At 62.3% G+C, this 18445-nt stretch carries 14 protein-coding genes; 4 read left to right on the top strand and 10 right to left on the bottom strand.

Going from position 1 to position 18445, the window contains the following annotated elements; all coding sequences use genetic code 11:
- Positions 1 to 2960: methionine synthase (metH, locus tag VJX68_RS06580; protein WP_324094872.1), on the bottom strand; the 2960-nt coding region annotated here is incomplete at its 3' end.
- A gap of 95 nt (positions 2961 to 3055) precedes the next feature.
- On the opposite strand from metH, the gene VJX68_RS06575 reads away from it, so the two are divergent.
- Positions 3056 to 3973 carry an NAD-dependent epimerase/dehydratase family protein gene (locus VJX68_RS06575; protein WP_324094871.1) on the top strand — a complete coding sequence of 306 codons (918 nt, stop codon included), beginning with the start codon at positions 3056 to 3058 and terminating at the stop codon, positions 3971 to 3973.
- 460 nt (positions 3974 to 4433) lie between these two features.
- On the opposite strand, the gene VJX68_RS06570 is transcribed toward VJX68_RS06575, so the two are convergent.
- The 7 genes from VJX68_RS06570 to trmFO all read right to left on the bottom strand — a co-directional run bounded on the left by VJX68_RS06570 (position 4434) and on the right by trmFO (position 12503).
- Complete coding sequence (locus tag VJX68_RS06570) at positions 4434 to 5519, bottom strand: Zn-dependent alcohol dehydrogenase (protein WP_324094870.1); 1086 nt, start codon at positions 5517 to 5519, stop codon at positions 4434 to 4436.
- Positions 5520 to 5556: 37 nt separating this feature from the next.
- A complete protein-coding gene (locus VJX68_RS06565) occupies positions 5557 to 6642 on the bottom strand; it encodes a Zn-dependent alcohol dehydrogenase (protein WP_324094869.1) in 1086 nt (361 codons plus the stop codon).
- Positions 6643 to 6946: 304 nt separating this feature from the next.
- On the bottom strand, positions 6947 to 8500 hold the full coding sequence (locus VJX68_RS06560; RefSeq protein WP_324094868.1) for a hypothetical protein: 1554 nt from the start codon (positions 8498 to 8500) through the stop codon (positions 6947 to 6949).
- Positions 8501 to 8512: 12 nt separating this feature from the next.
- Positions 8513 to 9367 carry a class I SAM-dependent methyltransferase gene (locus VJX68_RS06555; protein ID WP_324094867.1) on the bottom strand — a complete coding sequence of 285 codons (855 nt, stop codon included), beginning with the start codon at positions 9365 to 9367 and terminating at the stop codon, positions 8513 to 8515.
- 7 nt (positions 9368 to 9374) lie between these two features.
- Complete coding sequence (locus VJX68_RS06550) at positions 9375 to 10637, bottom strand: hypothetical protein (protein ID WP_324094866.1); 1263 nt, start codon at positions 10635 to 10637, stop codon at positions 9375 to 9377.
- Positions 10638 to 10861: 224 nt separating this feature from the next.
- The gene (locus VJX68_RS06545) at positions 10862 to 11131 is read right to left on the bottom strand and encodes an HU family DNA-binding protein (RefSeq protein ID WP_324094865.1); all 270 of its coding nucleotides are present in this window, start codon (positions 11129 to 11131) and stop codon (positions 10862 to 10864) included.
- A gap of 22 nt (positions 11132 to 11153) precedes the next feature.
- Positions 11154 to 12503 carry a methylenetetrahydrofolate--tRNA-(uracil(54)-C(5))-methyltransferase (FADH(2)-oxidizing) TrmFO gene (gene trmFO, locus VJX68_RS06540; protein ID WP_324094864.1) on the bottom strand — a complete coding sequence of 450 codons (1350 nt, stop codon included), beginning with the start codon at positions 12501 to 12503 and terminating at the stop codon, positions 11154 to 11156.
- 125 nt (positions 12504 to 12628) lie between these two features.
- Between trmFO and VJX68_RS06535 the strand changes: the two genes are divergently transcribed.
- From VJX68_RS06535 to VJX68_RS06525, 3 genes are read left to right on the top strand one after another with little or no spacing between them, the layout of a single operon-like run.
- Positions 12629 to 12982: a YciI family protein gene (locus tag VJX68_RS06535; protein ID WP_324094863.1), complete on the top strand. Its 354-nt coding sequence runs from the start codon at positions 12629 to 12631 to the stop codon at positions 12980 to 12982.
- 23 nt (positions 12983 to 13005) lie between these two features.
- Complete coding sequence (locus VJX68_RS06530) at positions 13006 to 13794, top strand: YciI family protein (protein WP_324094862.1); 789 nt, start codon at positions 13006 to 13008, stop codon at positions 13792 to 13794.
- Positions 13795 to 13851: 57 nt separating this feature from the next.
- Complete coding sequence (locus tag VJX68_RS06525; protein ID WP_324094861.1) at positions 13852 to 15108, top strand: RNA polymerase sigma factor; 1257 nt, start codon at positions 13852 to 13854, stop codon at positions 15106 to 15108.
- An 8-nt stretch (positions 15109 to 15116) separates the two neighbouring features.
- On the opposite strand, the gene VJX68_RS06520 is transcribed toward VJX68_RS06525, so the two are convergent.
- Together VJX68_RS06520 and topA are read right to left on the bottom strand one after the other, a co-directional pair.
- Positions 15117 to 16025 (bottom strand): hypothetical protein, encoded by a 909-nt coding sequence (locus VJX68_RS06520; RefSeq protein WP_324094860.1) that lies wholly within the window; start codon positions 16023 to 16025, stop codon positions 15117 to 15119.
- 88 nt (positions 16026 to 16113) lie between these two features.
- On the bottom strand, positions 16114 to 18441 hold the full coding sequence (gene topA, locus VJX68_RS06515; RefSeq protein ID WP_324094859.1) for a type I DNA topoisomerase: 2328 nt from the start codon (positions 18439 to 18441) through the stop codon (positions 16114 to 16116).
- Between the last annotated feature and the right edge of the window lie 4 nt (positions 18442 to 18445).

Here is an 18445-nt window from a genome sequence, read left to right as displayed (position 1 = left end):
ACCGTTTTGCCGTCGGGCGAATAAATCATGACGGTCCGATTGCCGTCGGATTGCGCAGGAAAGAACCGATAAACGGCGTTCGCGGAAATATCCGCGCGCGCGAGAATCTGTTGCGCTACTTCCTCGACGCGATCGTGAAGCTCACGCGCCTTCTGGTCGCCCGCCTCGAACGCTTCCACAAAATTCTGAAAGCCGAGATGCTTGGAGTAGAGGCTTTTGGGATTGATGTACTCGAAGATCTCGCCGAGATCGTAACCGCGAATCACGTGAGTCTTGAGGTCGGGCGGTTTCGGAATCTCGACGTCGCGACGCACCGATGAAGTGCGTGGGGTCGTGTCCGCGGGCGCATCGACAACCTTCGGCGCGGCTTCGAGCATCTTTTTCGATTGCTCGGCGAGCACGTGCTTGAGCGACTCGCGCCGCTCGAAGTCCATGATCTGATTGGCGAGGTCGAGCCCGTTCATCGCGTCGTTGGCGTAGGCGACCAGACCTTCATACTCGGGCGCGATCTTCATCCGCGTGAAGCGGTTCGAGAGCGCGGCGCCGCCGACCAGGATCGGACAATCGATCCCTGCGGTCTTCAGGTCCTGCGCCGTCGCAACCATCATCTGCGCCGACTTCACGAGCAAGCCCGACAGCCCTATAGCGTCGGGCCCATGCTCGCGGAAAGCCTTGATCAATTCCTCGGGCGGCACCTTGATGCCGAGATTGACGACCCGGTAGCCATTGTTGCTGAGAATGATCTCGACCAGGTTCTTGCCGATGTCGTGGACGTCGCCCTTGACGGTCGCGAGAATAATTTTGCCCTTGGTCGAGCTCCCGGACTTCTGCATGTGCGGCTCGAGGTGCGCGACCGCGGCCTTCATCGCCTCGGCCGATTGCAGAACTTCGGCGACGATCATCTGGTTGGCGTTGAACAGCCGTCCGACCTCGTCCATGCCCTTCATCAACGGGCCGTTGATGATTTCGAGCGGGCCGCGAATCGTCAGCGCCTCGTTGAGGTCCTCGACCAGGCCGTCCTTCGAGCCTTCGAGGATGTAGCGCGCGAGGCGATCGTCGAGCGGCATCGACTTGCGATCTTCGGCGGTGACGGTGCTTTTGCGCGCGCGGAAATACGCGGCAAACGCCGCGATCGGATCGTCGCCGCGCCACCAGATCAGATCCTCTGCGAGCTTGCGCTCTTCTTCTGGAATGGACGGATAACGGTGCAGTTTCTCTGAATTAACGATCGCGAGGTCGAGACCCGCCTGCACGCAGTGATAGAGCATCACCGCGTTCAGCACTTCGCGACCCGCCTCGGGCAGTCCAAACGACACGTTCGAGATGCCGAGAATCGTTTTGCAACGGGGCAGCGCTTCCTTGATCAGCCGAATGCCCTCGATCGTCTCGACGCCCGAGCCGATGTAGTTCTTGTCGCCGGTGCCGACCGGGAAGACGAGCGGATCGAAGATGATGTCTTCGGGCTCGACGCCGTGTTTTTCGGTGAGCAGCTTGTACGATCGCTCCGCCACCTGCAGCTTGCGATCGCGCGTAACCGCTTGCGCCTGCTGCTTGTCGTCGTCGATACATCCGACGACCAGCGCGGCGCCGAAGCGGCGCGCGAGCGGCACGACCTTCCTGAAGCGATCCTCGCCGTCTTCGAGATTGATCGAATTGATCAGCGACTTGCCCGGCGTGCGCTTGAGCGACTCTTCGATCACACGATGATCGGTCGAGTCGATCATCAACGGCACCTTGACTTTTTTTACTTCGATTTCGAGAAAGCGCGTGACATCCGCCATCTCGTCGCGGTCCGGATCCTGCAGGCATACGTCAAGGATGTGCGCGCCGCGGCGCACCTGTACCCGCCCCACTTCTGAAGCTTCCTCGAACTTGCCTTCGGCGATCAGCCGCTTGAACTTGCGGCTGCCGAGCACGTTAGTCCGCTCGCCGACGATCACGGGCCGCGTGTCGTTGTCTATAACGAGAGTCTCGATTCCCGAAACCACGGAGCGCCTGAGCGTCGATGGCTGTCGCGGACGTTTGCCTGCGACGGCCTGTACCAGTAGCCGGATATGCTCGGGCGTCGTGCCGCAGCATCCGCCGACCAGGTTGACCCATCCATTTTCGGCGAAGCGCGCGATTTTCCCCGCGAGCATCGCGGGTGTCTCATTGTAATGACCCTCTTCGTCGGGCAGACCCGCGTTCGGCACGCATGCGACAAAGAATTTCGAGATGCCCGAGAGAGTGCGCAGATGATCGGTCATGAAGTCGGGACCGGTCGCGCAGTTCAGGCCTATCCAGAGCAGGTCGCGATGCGCGAGCGAAGTGTAGAACGCTTCGATGTCCTGGCCGCTCAGGAGAGTGCCCATCGTCTCGATCGTTCCCGACACGGCGACGGCAGGTGCGACGCCGAGTTTTGCGATCGCGGCCTCGATGCCGACGAGGCCGGCCTTGCAGTTCAGCGTGTCGTTGACGGTTTCGAGGATGAGGATGTCGGCGCCGCCTTCGATCAATCCTTCGGCCTGCACCTGGTAGCCGTCGCGCATCTGATCGAAGGTGACGCCGCCGGTGACCGAGATGCTCTTGGTGGTTGGACCCATCGAGCCCGCCACGAAGCGCGGTTTGTCCGCAGTGCTGAACCGCGCGGCTTCCTCGCGCGCGAGCGTCGCGGCGATACGGTTGATCTCGCGGGTGTCCTGTTCGAGGCCGTACTCGGCGAGCACGATGGGGCTGGCCTGGAAGCTCGCGGTCTCGATAATGTCGGCGCCCACTTCGAGGAAGCCGTCGTGCATGCGGCGAATCAGCTCCGGCCGCGTCCGGACGACGTTCTCGTTGCAGCCTTCGTAGCGAGCGCCGCCGTAATCCGCGGCGCTCAGATTCTCGCCGAGCACGAAGGTGCCGAATGCGCCATCCAGAACGAGGATTCGTTCGGCGAGCAACTCCTTGAGGAGCTTGATCCTGTGCGCGTCGGTGGTCATTGTTGGGTGCCCATTTGGATGCGGGCGGTAACGAACTAAGTTATCCTAGCGATGCCAACCACGCAATTTTGTCCGATGCGCGTGCACTTCTCTCAATGAGCACAAATCCGCAATCACATGGACGTCTGGTGCTGGTGACGGGCGGCGCCGGATTTATCGGATCGCATCTCGTTGATGCGCTTGTCGCCAGCGGATTGCGAGTGCGAGTAATCGATAACTTCGCGACCGGCCGGCGAGAGTTTGTGAACCGCGCGGCCGAGCTGGTCGAAGGTGACATTCGCGACGCGTCTTCGATCGCCGACGCCTTCGAGGGTGTCGATACGGTATTCCACGTCGCGGCGCTTCCGCGGATACCGCTCTCGATTGCGAAGCCGGTCGAGACGCACATGACCAACGTGGTCGGGACGCTGAACGTGCTGATCGCGGCGCGCGATCATAAGGTTCGCCGCGTTGTCTACTCGGGATCGTCGTCGGTGTACGGCGAGCAGGCGAAGATGCCGCTGGTCGAGACGATGACGCCGAATCCGCTGAATCCGTACGCGCTGCAAAAGTATGTCGGCGAGCAGTATGTGCGAATGTTTCATCGGCTGTTCGGGATGCAGACGATCACGCTGCGCTACTTCGGCGTGTATGGTCCGCGGATGCCGCAAGAGGGATCGTACGTGCTGGCGATCGCGGCGTTCCTGAAAGCGCGGCGCGAGGGGCGGCCGCTGGAGATTCATGGCGACGGCGAGCAGACGCGGGACTTCACGCACGTGAGCGACGTGGTGTCGGCGAACATGCTCGCGATGGATTGTGAAATTGCCGACGGTCGGGCGCTCAACATCGGCCGCGGCGAGAATGTCAGCGTGAATCGTGTTGCGGCGATGATCGGAGGGCCGACGGTCCGCCGCGAAGGGCGCATCGGCGACATGCGCGATACGCTCGCCGATCGCACACAAGCCGAGCGGGTGCTAGGATGGCGCCCGCGCGTGTCGATTGAGGAGGGAATCGCGGATTTGCTGAAGCAGTAGCGCGCGATTTTGGACTGAGCAATTCGGCCAGTGCGGGGGAATTCTACCATTAGTTGTGGTTTTTTGATTAGCGTACTACCAAGGGTAGCTTCGTTCCGTCAAATTTTGTTTCGCGAGCAGGCACGGCCCGGATGCGCTGACTGTTTGTCGAGAACCGCGCTGACTGTTTGTCCATAACGTATGTCTAGCACGCCGGGGACGGCGTTGGCAGGCTGAATAGTTCATCCCTGAAGAACCTAACCCCTAACCCCTTCCCGCGCGGGAAGGGGAACCGGGTTAGCAAGAGAGAAGACGATTTTGCGCGCGGGGTTCTATCCAGGGAGGTTGCTTGAGTCGCGGAACCCTCACCGCTGACCGCGATGCGGCCAGCCGCCTCTCCCGTAAATGAACGGGCGAGGTGAGGATCAAGAAGGCCGATCGGAAATCCCGACCGGCCCTCTTTTTGTTATGCAGACGTGTTCTACTCGAACATCAGGACTGTGCGGGCGACTTCGCCGGCCTTCATTGCGCGGAACGCCTCGTTGACGTCTTCGAGTTTGCCGCGGCGCGTGATCATATCGTCGAGATCGAGCCGTCCTTGCTGATAGAGCTCGATGATGCGCGGCATGTCGATGCGGAAGCGGTTCGAGCCCATGAAGCATCCCTGGATGCGCTTCTCGAACAGCAGCGAGAAGCCGTCGACGTCGACTTTTTGGCCGAGCGGGACCATCCCGACTATGGTGGCGATGCCGCCGGCGGTGAGCGATTGGTAAGCCTGCTCGGCCGCGACCTTGAGGCCAATCGCTTCGAATGAGTACTCGACGCCGCCGCCGGTGAGTTCGCGAATCTGATCGACCGCGTCGCCCTTCGACGCGTCGACGGCGTGGGTCGCGCCAAGCTTTTTGGCGAGATCGAGCTTGGCCGGGAACTTGTCCACCGCGATAATGATGCGCGCGCCCGCGATTCGCGCGCCCTGGATGATCGCGAGGCCGACGCCGCCGGCGCCAAACACTGCGACCGTCGAGCCGGGTGCGACCTTCGCGGTATTGAGCGCGGCGCCGACGCCTGTCATCACGCCGCATCCAATCAGCGCGGCGCGGTCGAGCGGCACGTCGTCGGCAATCTTCACCAGCGCGTTTTCGTGCAACAGCATTTTTTCGGCGTAGCCCGACAGGTCAGCGAACTGATTGACCATCTTGCCCTTCTGCGAGAGGCGGGGCTTGTCGCTGGCGCCGCGCTGCGTGGCGGCCTTGTTCGAGCAGAGGTTCGGATGGCCCGACATGCAGTCCTCGCAGTAGCCGCAGAAGACCGACAGGCACGCGATGACGTGATCGCCGGGCTTGAGGTAGGAGACCTGCGAGCCGACTTTCTCGACGACGCCGGCGGCCTCGTGACCGAGCACCGCGGGGGTAGGCCACATGTAGAGGCCGTCCACGAAATGAAGATCGCTATGGCACACGCCGCTGGCGACGGTGCGCACAACGACTTCGCGCTCTTTGGGCTCGTCGATATCGACCTGCTCGATAGTGAGTGGCTGACCGGGGCCGTGGAAGACAGCAGCTTTCATTTTGGATTGCTCCTCTTTTCAGTTTTTTCAGTGGCGCCTAATTGAACATGAGAACGGTCCTGGCGACCTCGCCGGCTTTCATCGCGCGGAAGGCGTCGTTGACGTCCTCGAGCTTGCCGCGACGGCTGATCATGTCGTCGAGGTTGAGGCGCCCCTGCAAGTAGAAGTCGATGTATTTCGGCATGTCGATGCGGAATCGGTTCGAGCCCATGTTGGAGCCCTGCAGTTTGCGCTCGGTCAGAAACATGTAACCGTCGAGCTCGACCTTCTGGCCGACGGGAATCATGCCGATGACGGTCGCGGTGCCGCCGGCCTTGAGCGCGTTGAACGCCTGCTCGGCGACCTTTTTGAGTCCGATCGCTTCGAATGAGTAGTCAACGCCGCCGCCGGTCAGCTTTCGGATCTCATCGACGGGATCGCTGCTCGACGCGTCGACAGTGTCGGTCGCGCCGAGCCGCTTCGCCATCGCGAGCTTGCCCTCGAACATATCGATCGCGATTATTTTGCGCGCGCCCGCAATTCGCGCGCCCTGGATTGCCGCGAGTCCAACGCCGCCCGCGCCGAAGACCGCGACCGTCGAGCCGGGCTCGATCTTCGCCGTATTGAGCACCGCGCCGACGCCGGTGGTGACGCCGCATCCGATGAGCGCCGCGCGATCGAGCGGGAAGTCCTCGCGAATCTTCACCACCGCGTTCTCGTGCAGCAGCATCTTCTCGCAGTATGACGAGATGTCGAGGAACTGGAAGACGGGCTTGCCCTTTTGCGAGATGCGCGGCTTGTCTGCAGGATTGCGCTGCGTGGCGGCCTTGTTCGAGCATCGATTCGGATGCCCCGACATGCACTGCTCGCAATAGCCGCAGAATACCGACAGGCAGCAGATCACGTGGTCGCCCGGCTTCACGTAGGTCACCTGCTTGCCGACTTCCTCGATTATGCCGGCGGCCTCGTGACCGAGCACCGCGGGGGCGGGGTACGGGTAGAAGCCGTCGACGAAATGCAGGTCGCTGTGGCATACGCCGCTGGCGACGGTTTTGATCAGGACTTCACGGTCCTGCGGTTTGTCGAGTTCGACGTCCTCGATACTGAGGGGCATCTTGGGCCCGTGGAAAACTGCGGCTTTCATTCTGAGTGCTCCTTGAGTGTGGCGATAATTTTGGCTGCACGCGCGAGCAAGTTCCCTCGCTGCGCGTACGCCTTGGCGACTACCTTACTACCACACTGACGGCACATTTCCAGTGCGGGGAATTCACGGCGCCGATGCCCCTGACTATGAGAGCTTTACGTAACCTCTTCACGCGTTGAGGGCAGAGGCAGAATCTTGAATCGCGCGCGAAAAATGCGCGCTGCAAATGGACCCTCACCTTCACCCTCGCCCTAACAGGGCGAGGAGACAGAAAGGAGGATCAAGTTACGCAAGGGTCTTCTGACTATGGGAAGAACGTCGGCCGGGCCGTGCCCTTGAACGGCACGCCGTCGAGATGGGCGGCAGGTGAGTTCGCGCGTGCGTAGAGGCGGGCAACATCGTCGCTATAGATGAGCCGCCAATCGGGTTGGGAATCCATCACCTTTGCCTCCGGATAGTTTGGCCTGGTCAAAACGAAATCAGTCGGATAGGCGGCGAGAGTGTGCGCGGCGTCCGGCTTGCCTCGGTCCAGTTCCAGGAAGTCCGCGATCACCTGAGGCGGATAGCCGAGGTCATAGCGGCTATCGATGAAGACCTTGGTGCCCGGCCCGCCATGCCAAATGACGAACTCGCCCCACACGTAATCGGCCAGCACATTCCCGGCGAGTCCGTGGCGGTTCATGAAGTTGACGGCGTCGGCGGGATTGCCCGATGCGTCTATGCCGGGCTTCAGAATCCCGCTGTACCGTGCGAACCCGATGGCGACGAGGGCGATCAGAAGTTCGGCGATCCACTTGCCCGCAGGCGGTGTCGGACGAACTCTCTCAGCAGTTGCGGCCTCGCGCGGGCGGAGTAGCAGGCCCAGATGGTTCGCGAATACGGGAACGACCGCAATCGTCGCGATCGCGATATTGCGTTGGGCCGCGAAGCCTGCCGCGAGCAGTACGGTGGCCACAGCGACCAGCGGCGCATCTTTGCCTTTCGGCCTGAGAATCACCGATATGATCGCGGCGGCAAAGAAGAGAAGCACCGTCGCGAAATACTTCTGCTCGAGGCTCCCGGCTGGCGCGGTCGTAAGAGAAGCGACCAGCGGCTTCCAATCCACGATGTTGCTGCGAGTGGTCGGGTCCAGGAGCGCGTAAATCAGCGTGTACCAGGTGTCGCGCGCGGGCGGGATCAGAAGCGTGCACAACGTGGATGCAGCAGCGGCGGCGGTAATTGCAAGAATGACGAGCCCGCGACGCTGGCCGCGACCCATATAGGTGTCTTCCAAAATGGTCGCTGCTCCATATACGCCCATCGCGACCAGGCCAATGAAGAATCCGCCGTGGAGATTGCTCCAAATTGCCATGATCGGAATTACAATCCACAGCGGCGCCGAACCGCGTCGGTTGCGACGAGCAAGCAGGTAAATAATTGCGGACAGCGACAGCAAATCGAATAGGTGCGGCCGGAACTGAATCGACGGTACTAGGATCAGGGCCGCGACCAGAGTGATTAGCGCCTGCACGCCCGCGGGCGCGGCGGTCTCGGACTCGGCGAGAACGATAAAGGAGATGGTGGCGGCCGTGCAGAGGAACTTGAACAGCTTCAGGCCGAAAGGGCCGAACCGGTCGAAGATCGAGCTCATCAGGATTTGGCTCAGCCATTCATGGCGTAGCCAGTGGTAGCCGGGCGCGGTGTACGAGTAGACATTGTTGGCAGGTAGTGAACCATGCGCGAGCAGCTCGCGGCCCCAGAGAATGTGTCCCCATAGATCGGGATCGCTGAGCTGACGAATGTCCGCGATCGCGATCGCGAACAAGACCAGCGCCGGAGAGTAGCGCCAGAGCGAGACGCGAGCCGGACCGTCGGGCACCGTGCTATCCCGCTATGCTCGCGCGCAGAAGCAAATCGTCTCGTTGCTGAGCCGCACGCCGCCGCCAGCCGCCGCGTATTCCCGCGCCGACGTTACGACTGCGTCACGCACCTGGCGAGCAACGTCGGCGGGCATTTTCGAGAGCATCGCGCGGGTGCCGCCGATTTGACCGCGGAAGTCCGCGAATGCTTCCGCCGACGGAAATTCGAACGTTACGATTTTCCGTTCAATCGTCACGTCGCGAAAGCCGGCGGCGACCAGAGCGCGCTCGAGGATCGAGGTGTCCGCGAGCCGGGTCGGGTCGGGTGCGTTCGGCGGCGGCACGATCCCGGTGATTCGCCTTATCGCGTCGCGCGCCAGGCCACACATCGGAACCTTGTTCGCAACCGACCAAACCGCTGTGGCGAAACGCCCGCCCGGCTTGAGCGCGCGATGCATCCCGCGCACCACGCCGTCGAGGTCAGGCATGAACATGAGACCCCATCGGCACAGCGCGGCGTCAAACGAATGCGCATCCAGGCGGAGAGACTCGGCGTCGGACTCGACAAGCTCGACGTTCCGCAAGCCCGCCGCGTCGATCCGCTCGCGCGCGATCGCGAGCATCCCGGGCGACATATCCACAGCGACGACTCGCCCCGAAGGTCCGACCGCGCGCGCCGCGGTCAGTGCAGGCTCGCCGCTACCAGTCGCGATGTCGAGCACGCGATCGCCGGCGCGCACTCCCGCCAACTCGACCAGCCGATCGTTGACCGTCTGCGCGGCTCGCTCGAATGTGGGCCACCATCGCTTCCACCCCTCCGCGCTGTCGTCCCACGCGGCCTTCTGCTGGCCCTTAATTTTCAAATCATCGGGATTCTGATCGCTCATCGCAGTTTCACCTTCGCAGTACTGTTACGCCGCGCAGCCGCGCGACCGTTTGCGGATATTCCTTTCTATACGACTCGACGGCGCCCGGCGCGAGGTTCTGATCGCCAAGAATCAAAACGGCAGCCGGCGATGCCGACGGACCATACTGAACCGCACGATCGAGCTGATCGGCTGGCAGATAATACCGGATCACTTCGATCGCATACGACGGCACTACCGTCATGACCTCCCCCGGTTTGAGCGCGGAGGAGGCTGCCGCGATGGCTTCGCGAAACTGCGCGTCGTGAGGTTTGCGATCGTATGAAACGATATGGCTGACTGAGAATGCGAGCACGAGCACAAGCGTCGCGCCGCGAACGCGATCGCCAGGGCACTCGAATATTCCCAATGCGACGAGTATGAAAAACGGGACGAAGCACCACAGCGCGTAACGCTCGACGAACACAGGCGCAATCGCGTACGACGCTGCCAGCATCAGAATCGGCGGCGCCCACATCAGGAGGACCGCCAGGGCGACCGCGTCGCGCGCACCGCGGCGCCATCTGCTGACCACCCCCCAAATCGCAACTGCGGCGAGGATGGGGAATGCGAAACTGCCGGTTGCTTTGTTGAATAACGCGAAGGGCGAGTAGAGGGCGGGCGGCTTGCGCCATCCACGAATGACCCCGCTCCTCGTCGTCGCCGCGTGCAAAGGCGAAAATAGTTTCGGTACCAGGATCAACCCTGCCACTGCGAGCGCGGCTGCGACCGCCCATGCGCGTCGCGCGTTCAGGTTGTCCAGCCGCCATCCCGAGCGCGTGAGGATATGCAACAGCCACAGGCCTTCGGTCGCCGGCACCGCCAACGCGGAGTAGTTCGTGGCGACGACAATCGCCGTCAGAACCGCGACCCCTGCATAGTTCGCGATGCGGCCGGCGCGAAGCGCGCGTAGGAACATCGTAATCTGCGCGAGAATCGCGGCGAGCAGCAGCGGATACATCCGCGCCTCGCGCGAGTATTTGATGGTGACGAGATTCACGGCGAAGACCAGCGCGGCGAGCGCCGCGATCAGCCGAATGTCTTCGCGGTCCTGCGCGGATCCTCCCTCGGACGGGGGCGCGAACAGCTCGCATGTGATCAGATAAACCAGCAGTATCGTCACAACGCCGAAGGACGCCGACAACGCGCGCATCGCAACCGGGCTCGTTCCAAAACCCGCGATCCATACGTGCAGCGTCAAATCGTATATCGGCAATTCGCCGGGGTTGAGTTCCGCATGCCGTACGCCCACTTCCGCGACGCTTGGAGCAGAGGCAGCCGCCCAAGACGTCGCCTCGTCGGGTGATATCTCGAGCGCGCCGAGATTTACGAAACGGAGCGCGCCGCCTGCGGCGAGAGCGACGATGAGCAGGATGAGACTCAGCGCATGGGCCGAAACGATCGGGCGGGAGGTCGTTTGATCGTGCGGATGATCGCGTGGCCGACCGCGCTCATCCGCTTTGGAGGCGGCCAGCGTCAGAGACCTTTCCTTAGCTCCGGCGCGGGACGAAAGCCAACCGTGCGCGCCGCTGGAATTGTCATCGGCGCGTTGGTGCGAGGATTGAAGCCCGCGCGAGCTTTGCGGCGGCGCACGGAGAAGGTGCCGAAGCCGGGCACCCAGAAGCGCTTGTCTTTGCGAATTGAGCGCGCGATTTGTTCGAAGGCGAGGTCCAAGGTAGTGGCGACCACTTTTTTGGGCTGGTCGGTGGACTTGGCGATCGTGTCAATCAATTCCGCTTTGGTCATCGACGGGACCTCCAGCGATTTTCTATAGCCGAAGTTCGCGCGGAGCCATAGCTGCGGGCGGTTCGATCTGATTGCGCTCGATCCACCCGTCTATTGCCGCCAACGCCCGGTTGCCCATCTCGATTTTCTTCTGACGGCCGCGCGCACGGATCTTCAAATCAGGCATCAAGCCGTAGTTCGCGTTCATCGGCTGAAAGTCGCGCCGCGCTGAATCGGTGATATACGCGACCAGCGATCCGACCGCGGTCTCGGGCGGCGGTACGACCAGTTCGCGATTCGTCACCAGGTTCGCTGCGTTGATCCCCGCGAGCAATCCGGCGGCTGCCGACTCGACATAGCCTTCGACCCCGACCATCTGGCCGGCCAGAAACAAATCGTCGCGTGTTTTGAGCTGGAGTGTGGGGCGCAGAAGTCGCGGCGAATCGACAAAGGTATTGCGATGGAGCGAGCCGAGGCGCACGAACTCGGCCATTTCCAATCCGGGGATCATGCGCAGGACGCGCCGCTGCTCGGGGTAGGTCATCTTGGTCTGGAAGCCGACCATGTTATACAGGCGGCCCTCGGCATCGTCCTGTCGCAGCTGCACGACCGCAAACGGCCGGCGCCCGCTGCGTGGCTCGGAGAGCCCGACCGGACGCATCGGGCCGAACGCGAGCGTCATCGGACCGCGCCGCGCCATTTCCTCAATCGGCATGCATCCTTCGAAATACACGGGCTTCTCGAACGGGTGCAGCTCGATTTTTTCCGCCGCCCCGACGGCTGCGAGGAAGGCTTCGTATTGAACATCCGTCATCGGACAGTTGATGTAATCGTCGCCGCCCTTGCCGTAGCGCGAGGCCTTGAAAGCTACGTTCATATCGATCGAATCGGCGGCGACGATTGGCGCGATCGCGTCGTAGAAATACAAGTTGCGCGGACCGACCACGCGGTTCAGCGCTTCGCCAAGAGCTGGGCTGGTCAGGGGACCAGTGGCGAGAATCGTGAGACCGGATGGTATCTCCGATGCCTCGACGCGGGAGATCTCGACCATCGGATGATCCTCGAGCGTCACGGTGATGGCGCGTGAGAAATCATTGCGGTCGACAGCAAGCGCGGAACCGGCCGGCACTCGCGCGCGATCCGCAGCCGCAATCACGAGCGAGCCGAGCCGGCGCATCTCTTCTTTCAGCACGCCGACCGCCGTCTCCATCGAATCGTTGCGCAGCGAATTGGAGCAGACGAGTTCCGCAAAGCCTGACGTTCGATGCGCTCCGGTCATCCTGACGGGACGCATCTCGACGAGCCGCACCGGGATCCCTCGGCGCGCGAGCTGCCAGGCAGCCTCGCTGCCTGCGAGTCCCGCTCCGACGACGGTTACCTGGATTACATTCATGGCGTAGATGTGGCGAAACGTGATCGTGGCGTTTTTCGGCGGTCGTGTAAACCGGGGTGTCGATCCGGCGTGTCCCCGTTCGACTATCAAGTGAAACCCAAAAATGGGCAACAAGGAGAGATGCGATGGAATACGTGCTTTTGATCTACAGCAGCGAGGCGGACGGGAAAAAGATGAGCGCCGCCGAACAGAGCGAGATTTTCCAAGGGTACATGACCTTCACCCAGGACCTCACGAAGAGCGGGAAGAATAAGGGCGGCAATGCGCTCGAGCAGACCACGACGGCTACCACTGTTCGTGTGCGCAACGGCAAGACAGCGGTGACGGACGGGCCGTTCGCGGAGACCAAGGAACAGCTAGGCGGATACTACCTGGTCGAGGCAAAAGATCTCGACGAGGCCATTTCGATTGCCTCGCGAATTCCGGGGGCGAAGCACGGCTCGATCGAAGTGCGGCCGGTCAGAAAGATCAATATGTAGGCGAACTGCCAAGGGCAACCAGTATGAAGTACATGATCACGGGCCTGGAGCCGCGGGGAGAATCGGATCGTACCGACGCTGAGGAGCTGAACCGGCGCGTCCGCTACCATCAGCAGAAGCTCAACGATTTGCTTCGCACGCGCGTGCGGAGCGGAAAGGGCGGGCTGGTCTTCGTTGGCGTTGGTCTCGGGCCGAGTCGAGAAACCGTCACCGTCAAGAACCGCGGCGGCAAGCATCTGCGAATCGATGGCCCGTTTCCGGAGACCAAGGAGCTGGTCGGCGGCTTTGACATAATCGACTTCGACTCTTACGAAGAAGCGATCGGGTTCGCGAAATATGAGGATGCTCATCAAAGTCATGTTGGCGAGGTCCGGCCGATTCGCGAGTTCTGGTGGATCTCGCAGGCGAGCGGACAGGCGGCGTCGAAAATTTTCATGCTCACGTCGGTCGAGGACGAACGCGCCTCGCTCAGCATCCCAGAGAACGAGCGCAAGCAGATCATGAAACAACATCAGGGCGTCGGCGCCGAATACGTGACGAGCCGCGCGATGCTCGATCAGGAGCCAGGGTTGTGGGTTGGAGCGCGCTTGCAGGTTTCCGAGCAGGCGAAAACGATTCGATGGAGAAATGGCGGCCGTCACGTGACCGACGGACCGTTCGCGGAGACCAAGGAAGTGGCGGGCGGGTTCAACATAGTAGCGTGCGCGTCTATCGACGAGGCGATCACGTGGGCGGACAAGCTAGCGGCCCGCGATGGCGATGCGATCGAGGTCAGGCCGGTCGAAGGATGCTGGTGGGTGTATCACGAATGAGCCCGCGGTAGCGGGATGCGCAGCAGGCGGCTAGCCTGCCATCGGACGGATTTGCCGATGGACAACACCGCCGCCGGTATCGAGCGTTTCTATCGTGAGGAGTTCGGGCGAATACTCGCCACGCTCATTCGTCTACTGGGCGACTTCGATCTCGCGGAAGACGCGGCGCAGGACGCGTTTGCGAGCGCGGTTGAGCAATGGCCTCGCGACGGGCTGCCGGAGAATCCGCGCGCATGGATCATCGGGGTCGCGCGCCACAAGGCGATCGACCGATTGCGCAGGCAGGCCCGGTTCAATGATCGCCGCGAGGAGTTGATCCGCATGGCTGAGACTGGTGGCGACGACGCGGAGACCGACGGCGCTGGCACGCTTCCCGACGAGCGTCTCCGGCTAATCTTCACGTGTTGTCATCCCGCGCTGGCCGACGACGCGCGCGTCGCGCTATCGCTGCGCACGCTGTGCGGTCTGACGACCGAGGAGATCGCGCGCGCGTTCTTGACGGCGCCGGCCACGATGGCGCAGCGGCTGGTCCGCGCCAAGCGCAAGATCCGCGCGGCGCGGATTCCCTACGAGGTGCCGTCGCCGGAGTTGATTGCGGAGCGGCTGGACGCCGTGATGGCGGTCATCTACCTGGTCTTCAACGAGGGTTATGCGGCGAGTTCCGGCGAACGGCTGTTGCGAACCGACCTCTGCGCGGAGGCGATTCGCCTCGCCCGTATACTGGTGGCGCTGATGCCCGCCGAGACCGAGCCGTGCGGATTGCTCGCGATGATGCTGCTGCATGATGCGCGCCGTGATGCGCGAATCGACGAGCGCGGTGAGATTGTGCTGCTCGAGGAGCAGGACCGCAAGAGCTGGGATCACGCGCAGATCGCCGAAGGGTTGGCTCACTCCGAAGCCGCGATTGGTGCTGACGCACACGGACCGTATGCAATTCAGTCGGCGATCGCGGCGGTTCACTCACGCGCTGAACGCGCCGACGCAACCGACTGGCGCGCGATCGCGAATCTGTACGCGCGCCTGGTCGCGATACGGCCGTCGCCGGTGATCGAGTTGAATCGCGCGGTCGCGATTGCGATGGCCGACGGTCCCGCGGCCGGACTCGGGTTGATCGATGCGATCGCAGCCAGCGGCGATCTGCGCGACTACTACCTGATGTGGTCGGCGCGCGCGGATTTGCTGCGGCGGCTGGGAAGATGGAGCGAGGCGGCCGAGTCGTACCGCGCGGCGCTGGCGCGGGTGGGCAGCGCACCGGAGCGGAGGTTTTTACGCCGCCGGCTCGAAGAAATGTCGGCGAAGATTAAGCCGTCGTAGCCGGGTCGCTACTTCGTGGCGGGTGACGGGCTGGCCGATTGATCGTTCTTTATCGCACGCGGCCTGGTGGCGTTCATTGCCCCGACGGCCGGCCAGTAGGGACTCTTTGCGAGTTGCGCGCGAAAGTCTCGCGCGAAGACATCCTTGCCTTGCACCTTCGACGGCCACGCCGCGTCGAGAAACTTCCACGCATCGTCTGCGTGCCCGCTGTAGATCAGATCAAGCATCGTGTCCCACAACTGCGGCGAGACCTTGGCATCAGGCCACGCGCCACCCTTGGCGCTCGCTGCGTTGTCCCTGACCACGGCCGCGCGGGTTGCGAGGTCGTTTGCGGCGGGCGCCGGGGTCCGCATCAGGTCGGGCGCGACGCGGTATGCATTGTCGCTGAAGCGGAGGATGACTTTAGGCGCGGGCGAGTCGGCGAAATCTGTGTTCCAGTTAGCAAAGGTCCAGTCATAAATCTGAACGTTCAGCCCCGTGCTCTTCGAGTCCTTGTCTGGATGCACGAAATGCGGGCCCGAGTCTCCGAACTCCGCGTCTATCGTGCCTAGTTTTTTGAAGGTCGGGCCGATTTCGAAGACGTGAAACAGCAGGCAGCAATTCGCGCCGCCGAGCCATTCGGAGATCACCAGGTCGGGCTGCCCGTCGCCGGTGATGTCCATACCCATCTTGACCATCGCAGCGTCGGGATCGTCCTTGTACATCGTGCCGATGAAAAATTTCTCGCTCTTCTCCTTGGCCTTCTGCACATAGACGCGTTTGCCGTCTTTCAGAATCTCGAAGTAGGCGTCGCTGCCGTCTTTCTCCTTTGAATCGAAGTAGATGCGGGCGACGTATGGGGCGACCGTCTCTTCCTGATGAGGGATCACCTGGACTGGGGGGTCGCCGTGAACCGGTGCCGCGAATCCGGCGAGCAAAGCGAGGATCAGAACGGGCAGCGGCGGGTGAACGACGCGATCAACGGTTCTGCGCGAATACGACACGGTAAACAGTGAAACGAACCCGCTACGCGGCGGGCGTCGTCGAGGCCGGCGCCGGTGCGGCTTGCTCAATGAGAGGAGCGGGAGCCTTGTAGCCGCATTCCTTGTTGGCGCATTGCCAGGTGATGCCGGTGCGCTTCAAGTCCTTCTCGACCATGTAGTTCGCACCGCATGACGGGCATGGCTGCAGGACGACTTTGTTCCATGCCGCAAACTTGCACTTGGGGTAGCGGCCGCATCCGAAGAAAATTTTTCCGCGGCGGCTGCGACGCTCGAGGATTTCGCCCTCTTTGCATTCCGGGCATGCGACTCCGGTCTTCACCGGGTCCGATTGCAGGCGTTTGATTCCGTCGCAGTCCGGATATCCCGAGCATCCCAGGAATTCACCGAAGCGTGAGCGCCGCCTGACCATCGGCTTGCCGCATTTCTCGCAAACTTCGTCGCTGGGCACAGGCGCCGACGGCGCCTTCATCGTGATGTTGCCCTGCTCGTCGCGCGCGAGCTCTCCCGTGTTGGTGCATTTGGGGTAGTTCGAGCAGGCGAGAAACTCCCCGTTGCGCCCCCACTTGATCACCATGTCACCGCCGTCGAGCTCGCATTTGAGCCCGGTGGGCAGACCCTTGCGCTTGACCTCGGGCATCTTCTTCTTCGCGTCGGCAAGGTCCTTCGCAAACGGCCCGTAAAAGCGCTTCATCGTCTTAACCCAGTTCTCGGTGCCTTCTTCAACCTTGTCGAGGTCCTCCTCGAACTGCGCGGTGAAACTTGATTCCAAAATGTCGGGAAACGCCTTGACCAGCATGTCGTTGACGACGCGCCCGAGCGATGTCGGCCGCATCCGCTTGCTCTCGTCTTCTTCGACATACTCGACCCGCAGGATGCTCGTCATGATCGCGGCGTACGTCGAGGGCCGCCCAATTCCCTGCTCTTCGAGTTCCTTGATTAGAGTGGCCTGAGTGTAGCGCGGGGGAGGCTGCGTGAAATGCTGCTCCGGGTCCAGCCCGAGCAGTGTCAGCGTCTCGCCTTCGTTGAGCAGCGGCAGCGTGCCCTCTTCGTCATCGGCGGGGGTCTCGTCCTGGCCCTCGATATACACGCGCATGAAGCCGTCGAACTTCATCACCTGGCCGGTCGCGCGGAAAATCGCCTCGGCCGATTCGATGTCCACGGTCGTGCGGTCGTACACCGCCGGCGTCATCTGGCTCGAGACGAAGCGGTTGTAAATCAGCGTGTAGAGCGCGAGCGCGTCCTTGTCGAGGTAGCGCGCGATCGACTCGGGGTCGCGCTCGACGGCGGTCGGACGAATCGCCTCGTGTGCGCCCTGCGACTGCTTACCGGATTTATAAAAGTTCGGCTGGTCGGGGATGTACTCCTTGCCGTAGCGCGCGCCGATATGGTTGCGGACGGACTCGAGCGCCTGGTCAGACACGCGCGGCGAATCGGTGCGCATATAAGTGATAAGGCCGACCGCGCCTTCCTCGCCAAGCTCGACACCCTCGTACAGCTTCTGCGCGATCTGCATCGTGCGCCGCGGCTGATAGTACAGCTTGCGCGATGCCTCCTGCTGGAGCCGCGAAGTGATGAACGGGGGCGCAGGACTGCGGCGGACTTCCTTGCGCTCGACGCTTTTGACCTTGAACGGAGCAGCCTCGACGGCCGCGATGATCTCACGCGCCCGCGCCTCGGGCAGCTTGTAGGCTTTGTTGTCGATGCGGTCGTCTTTGTAGTTGTAGAGCCGCGCCTTGAACGGGGGAGGATTCTTGCCTGACAGGCGGGCGTCGAGGGTCCAGTATTCCTCGGCGCGGAATGCCTCGCGCTCGCGCTCGCGGTCGACGATTATCCTGAGCGCCACCGACTGCACGCGCCCGGCGCTGATCCCGCGCTTGACCTTGTCCCACAGCAGCGGGCTCAGCTTGTAGCCCACCAGCCGGTCGAGTACGCGGCGCGCCTGGTACGCGTCGAACAGATGGCGATCGAGTTTCGAGGGATTGGCGACCGCCTCTTTCACGGCGGCGGACGTTATCTCATGCAGCAGCACGCGGCTGACGTTGGACTTGGTCTTGCCGAGATGCTCGGCGATATGCCATGCGATCGCCTCGCCCTCGCGGTCGGGGTCGCTGGCGAGGTAGATGTTGTCCTTGCCCTTGGCGGCTGTCTTGATCTCGCCGATTACTTTCTCTTTGCCCTTGATTACGACGTAGTCGGGAGCGAAATTGTGCTCGATATCGACCCCCAGCTTGCTCTTGGGCAGGTCCACCACGTGGCCAACCGAGGGCATGACTTGGTAATCGCTACCGAGGTAGCGCTTTATCGTTTTCGCCTTGGCTGGCGATTCGACAATTACGAGATTTTTTGCCACCGAT

The organism is Binatus sp. (SeqCode), assembly GCF_035272065.1.
GTDB lineage: Bacteria > Desulfobacterota > Binatia > Binatales > Binataceae > Binatus.
Note: the sequence above shows the minus strand (reverse complement) of the source record. Positions and strands in the feature narration are given on the sequence as shown.

Excerpts from the sequence above, each read along its gene's own strand:
- VJX68_RS06575 (WP_324094871.1), top strand. The coding sequence starts at position 3,056 with ATGAGCACAAATCCGCAATCACATGGACGTCTGGTGCTGGTGACGGGC.
- VJX68_RS06570 (WP_324094870.1), bottom strand. The coding sequence starts at position 5,519 with ATGAAAGCTGCTGTCTTCCACGGCCCCGGTCAGCCACTCACTATCGAG.
- VJX68_RS06565 (WP_324094869.1), bottom strand. The coding sequence starts at position 6,642 with ATGAAAGCCGCAGTTTTCCACGGGCCCAAGATGCCCCTCAGTATCGAG.
- VJX68_RS06555 (WP_324094867.1), bottom strand. The coding sequence starts at position 9,367 with ATGAGCGATCAGAATCCCGATGATTTGAAAATTAAGGGCCAGCAGAAG.
- VJX68_RS06545 (WP_324094865.1), bottom strand. The coding sequence starts at position 11,131 with ATGACCAAAGCGGAATTGATTGACACGATCGCCAAGTCCACCGACCAG.
- trmFO (WP_324094864.1), bottom strand. The coding sequence starts at position 12,503 with ATGAATGTAATCCAGGTAACCGTCGTCGGAGCGGGACTCGCAGGCAGC.
- VJX68_RS06535 (WP_324094863.1), top strand. The coding sequence starts at position 12,629 with ATGGAATACGTGCTTTTGATCTACAGCAGCGAGGCGGACGGGAAAAAG.
- VJX68_RS06530 (WP_324094862.1), top strand. The coding sequence starts at position 13,006 with ATGAAGTACATGATCACGGGCCTGGAGCCGCGGGGAGAATCGGATCGT.
- VJX68_RS06525 (WP_324094861.1), top strand. The coding sequence starts at position 13,852 with ATGGACAACACCGCCGCCGGTATCGAGCGTTTCTATCGTGAGGAGTTC.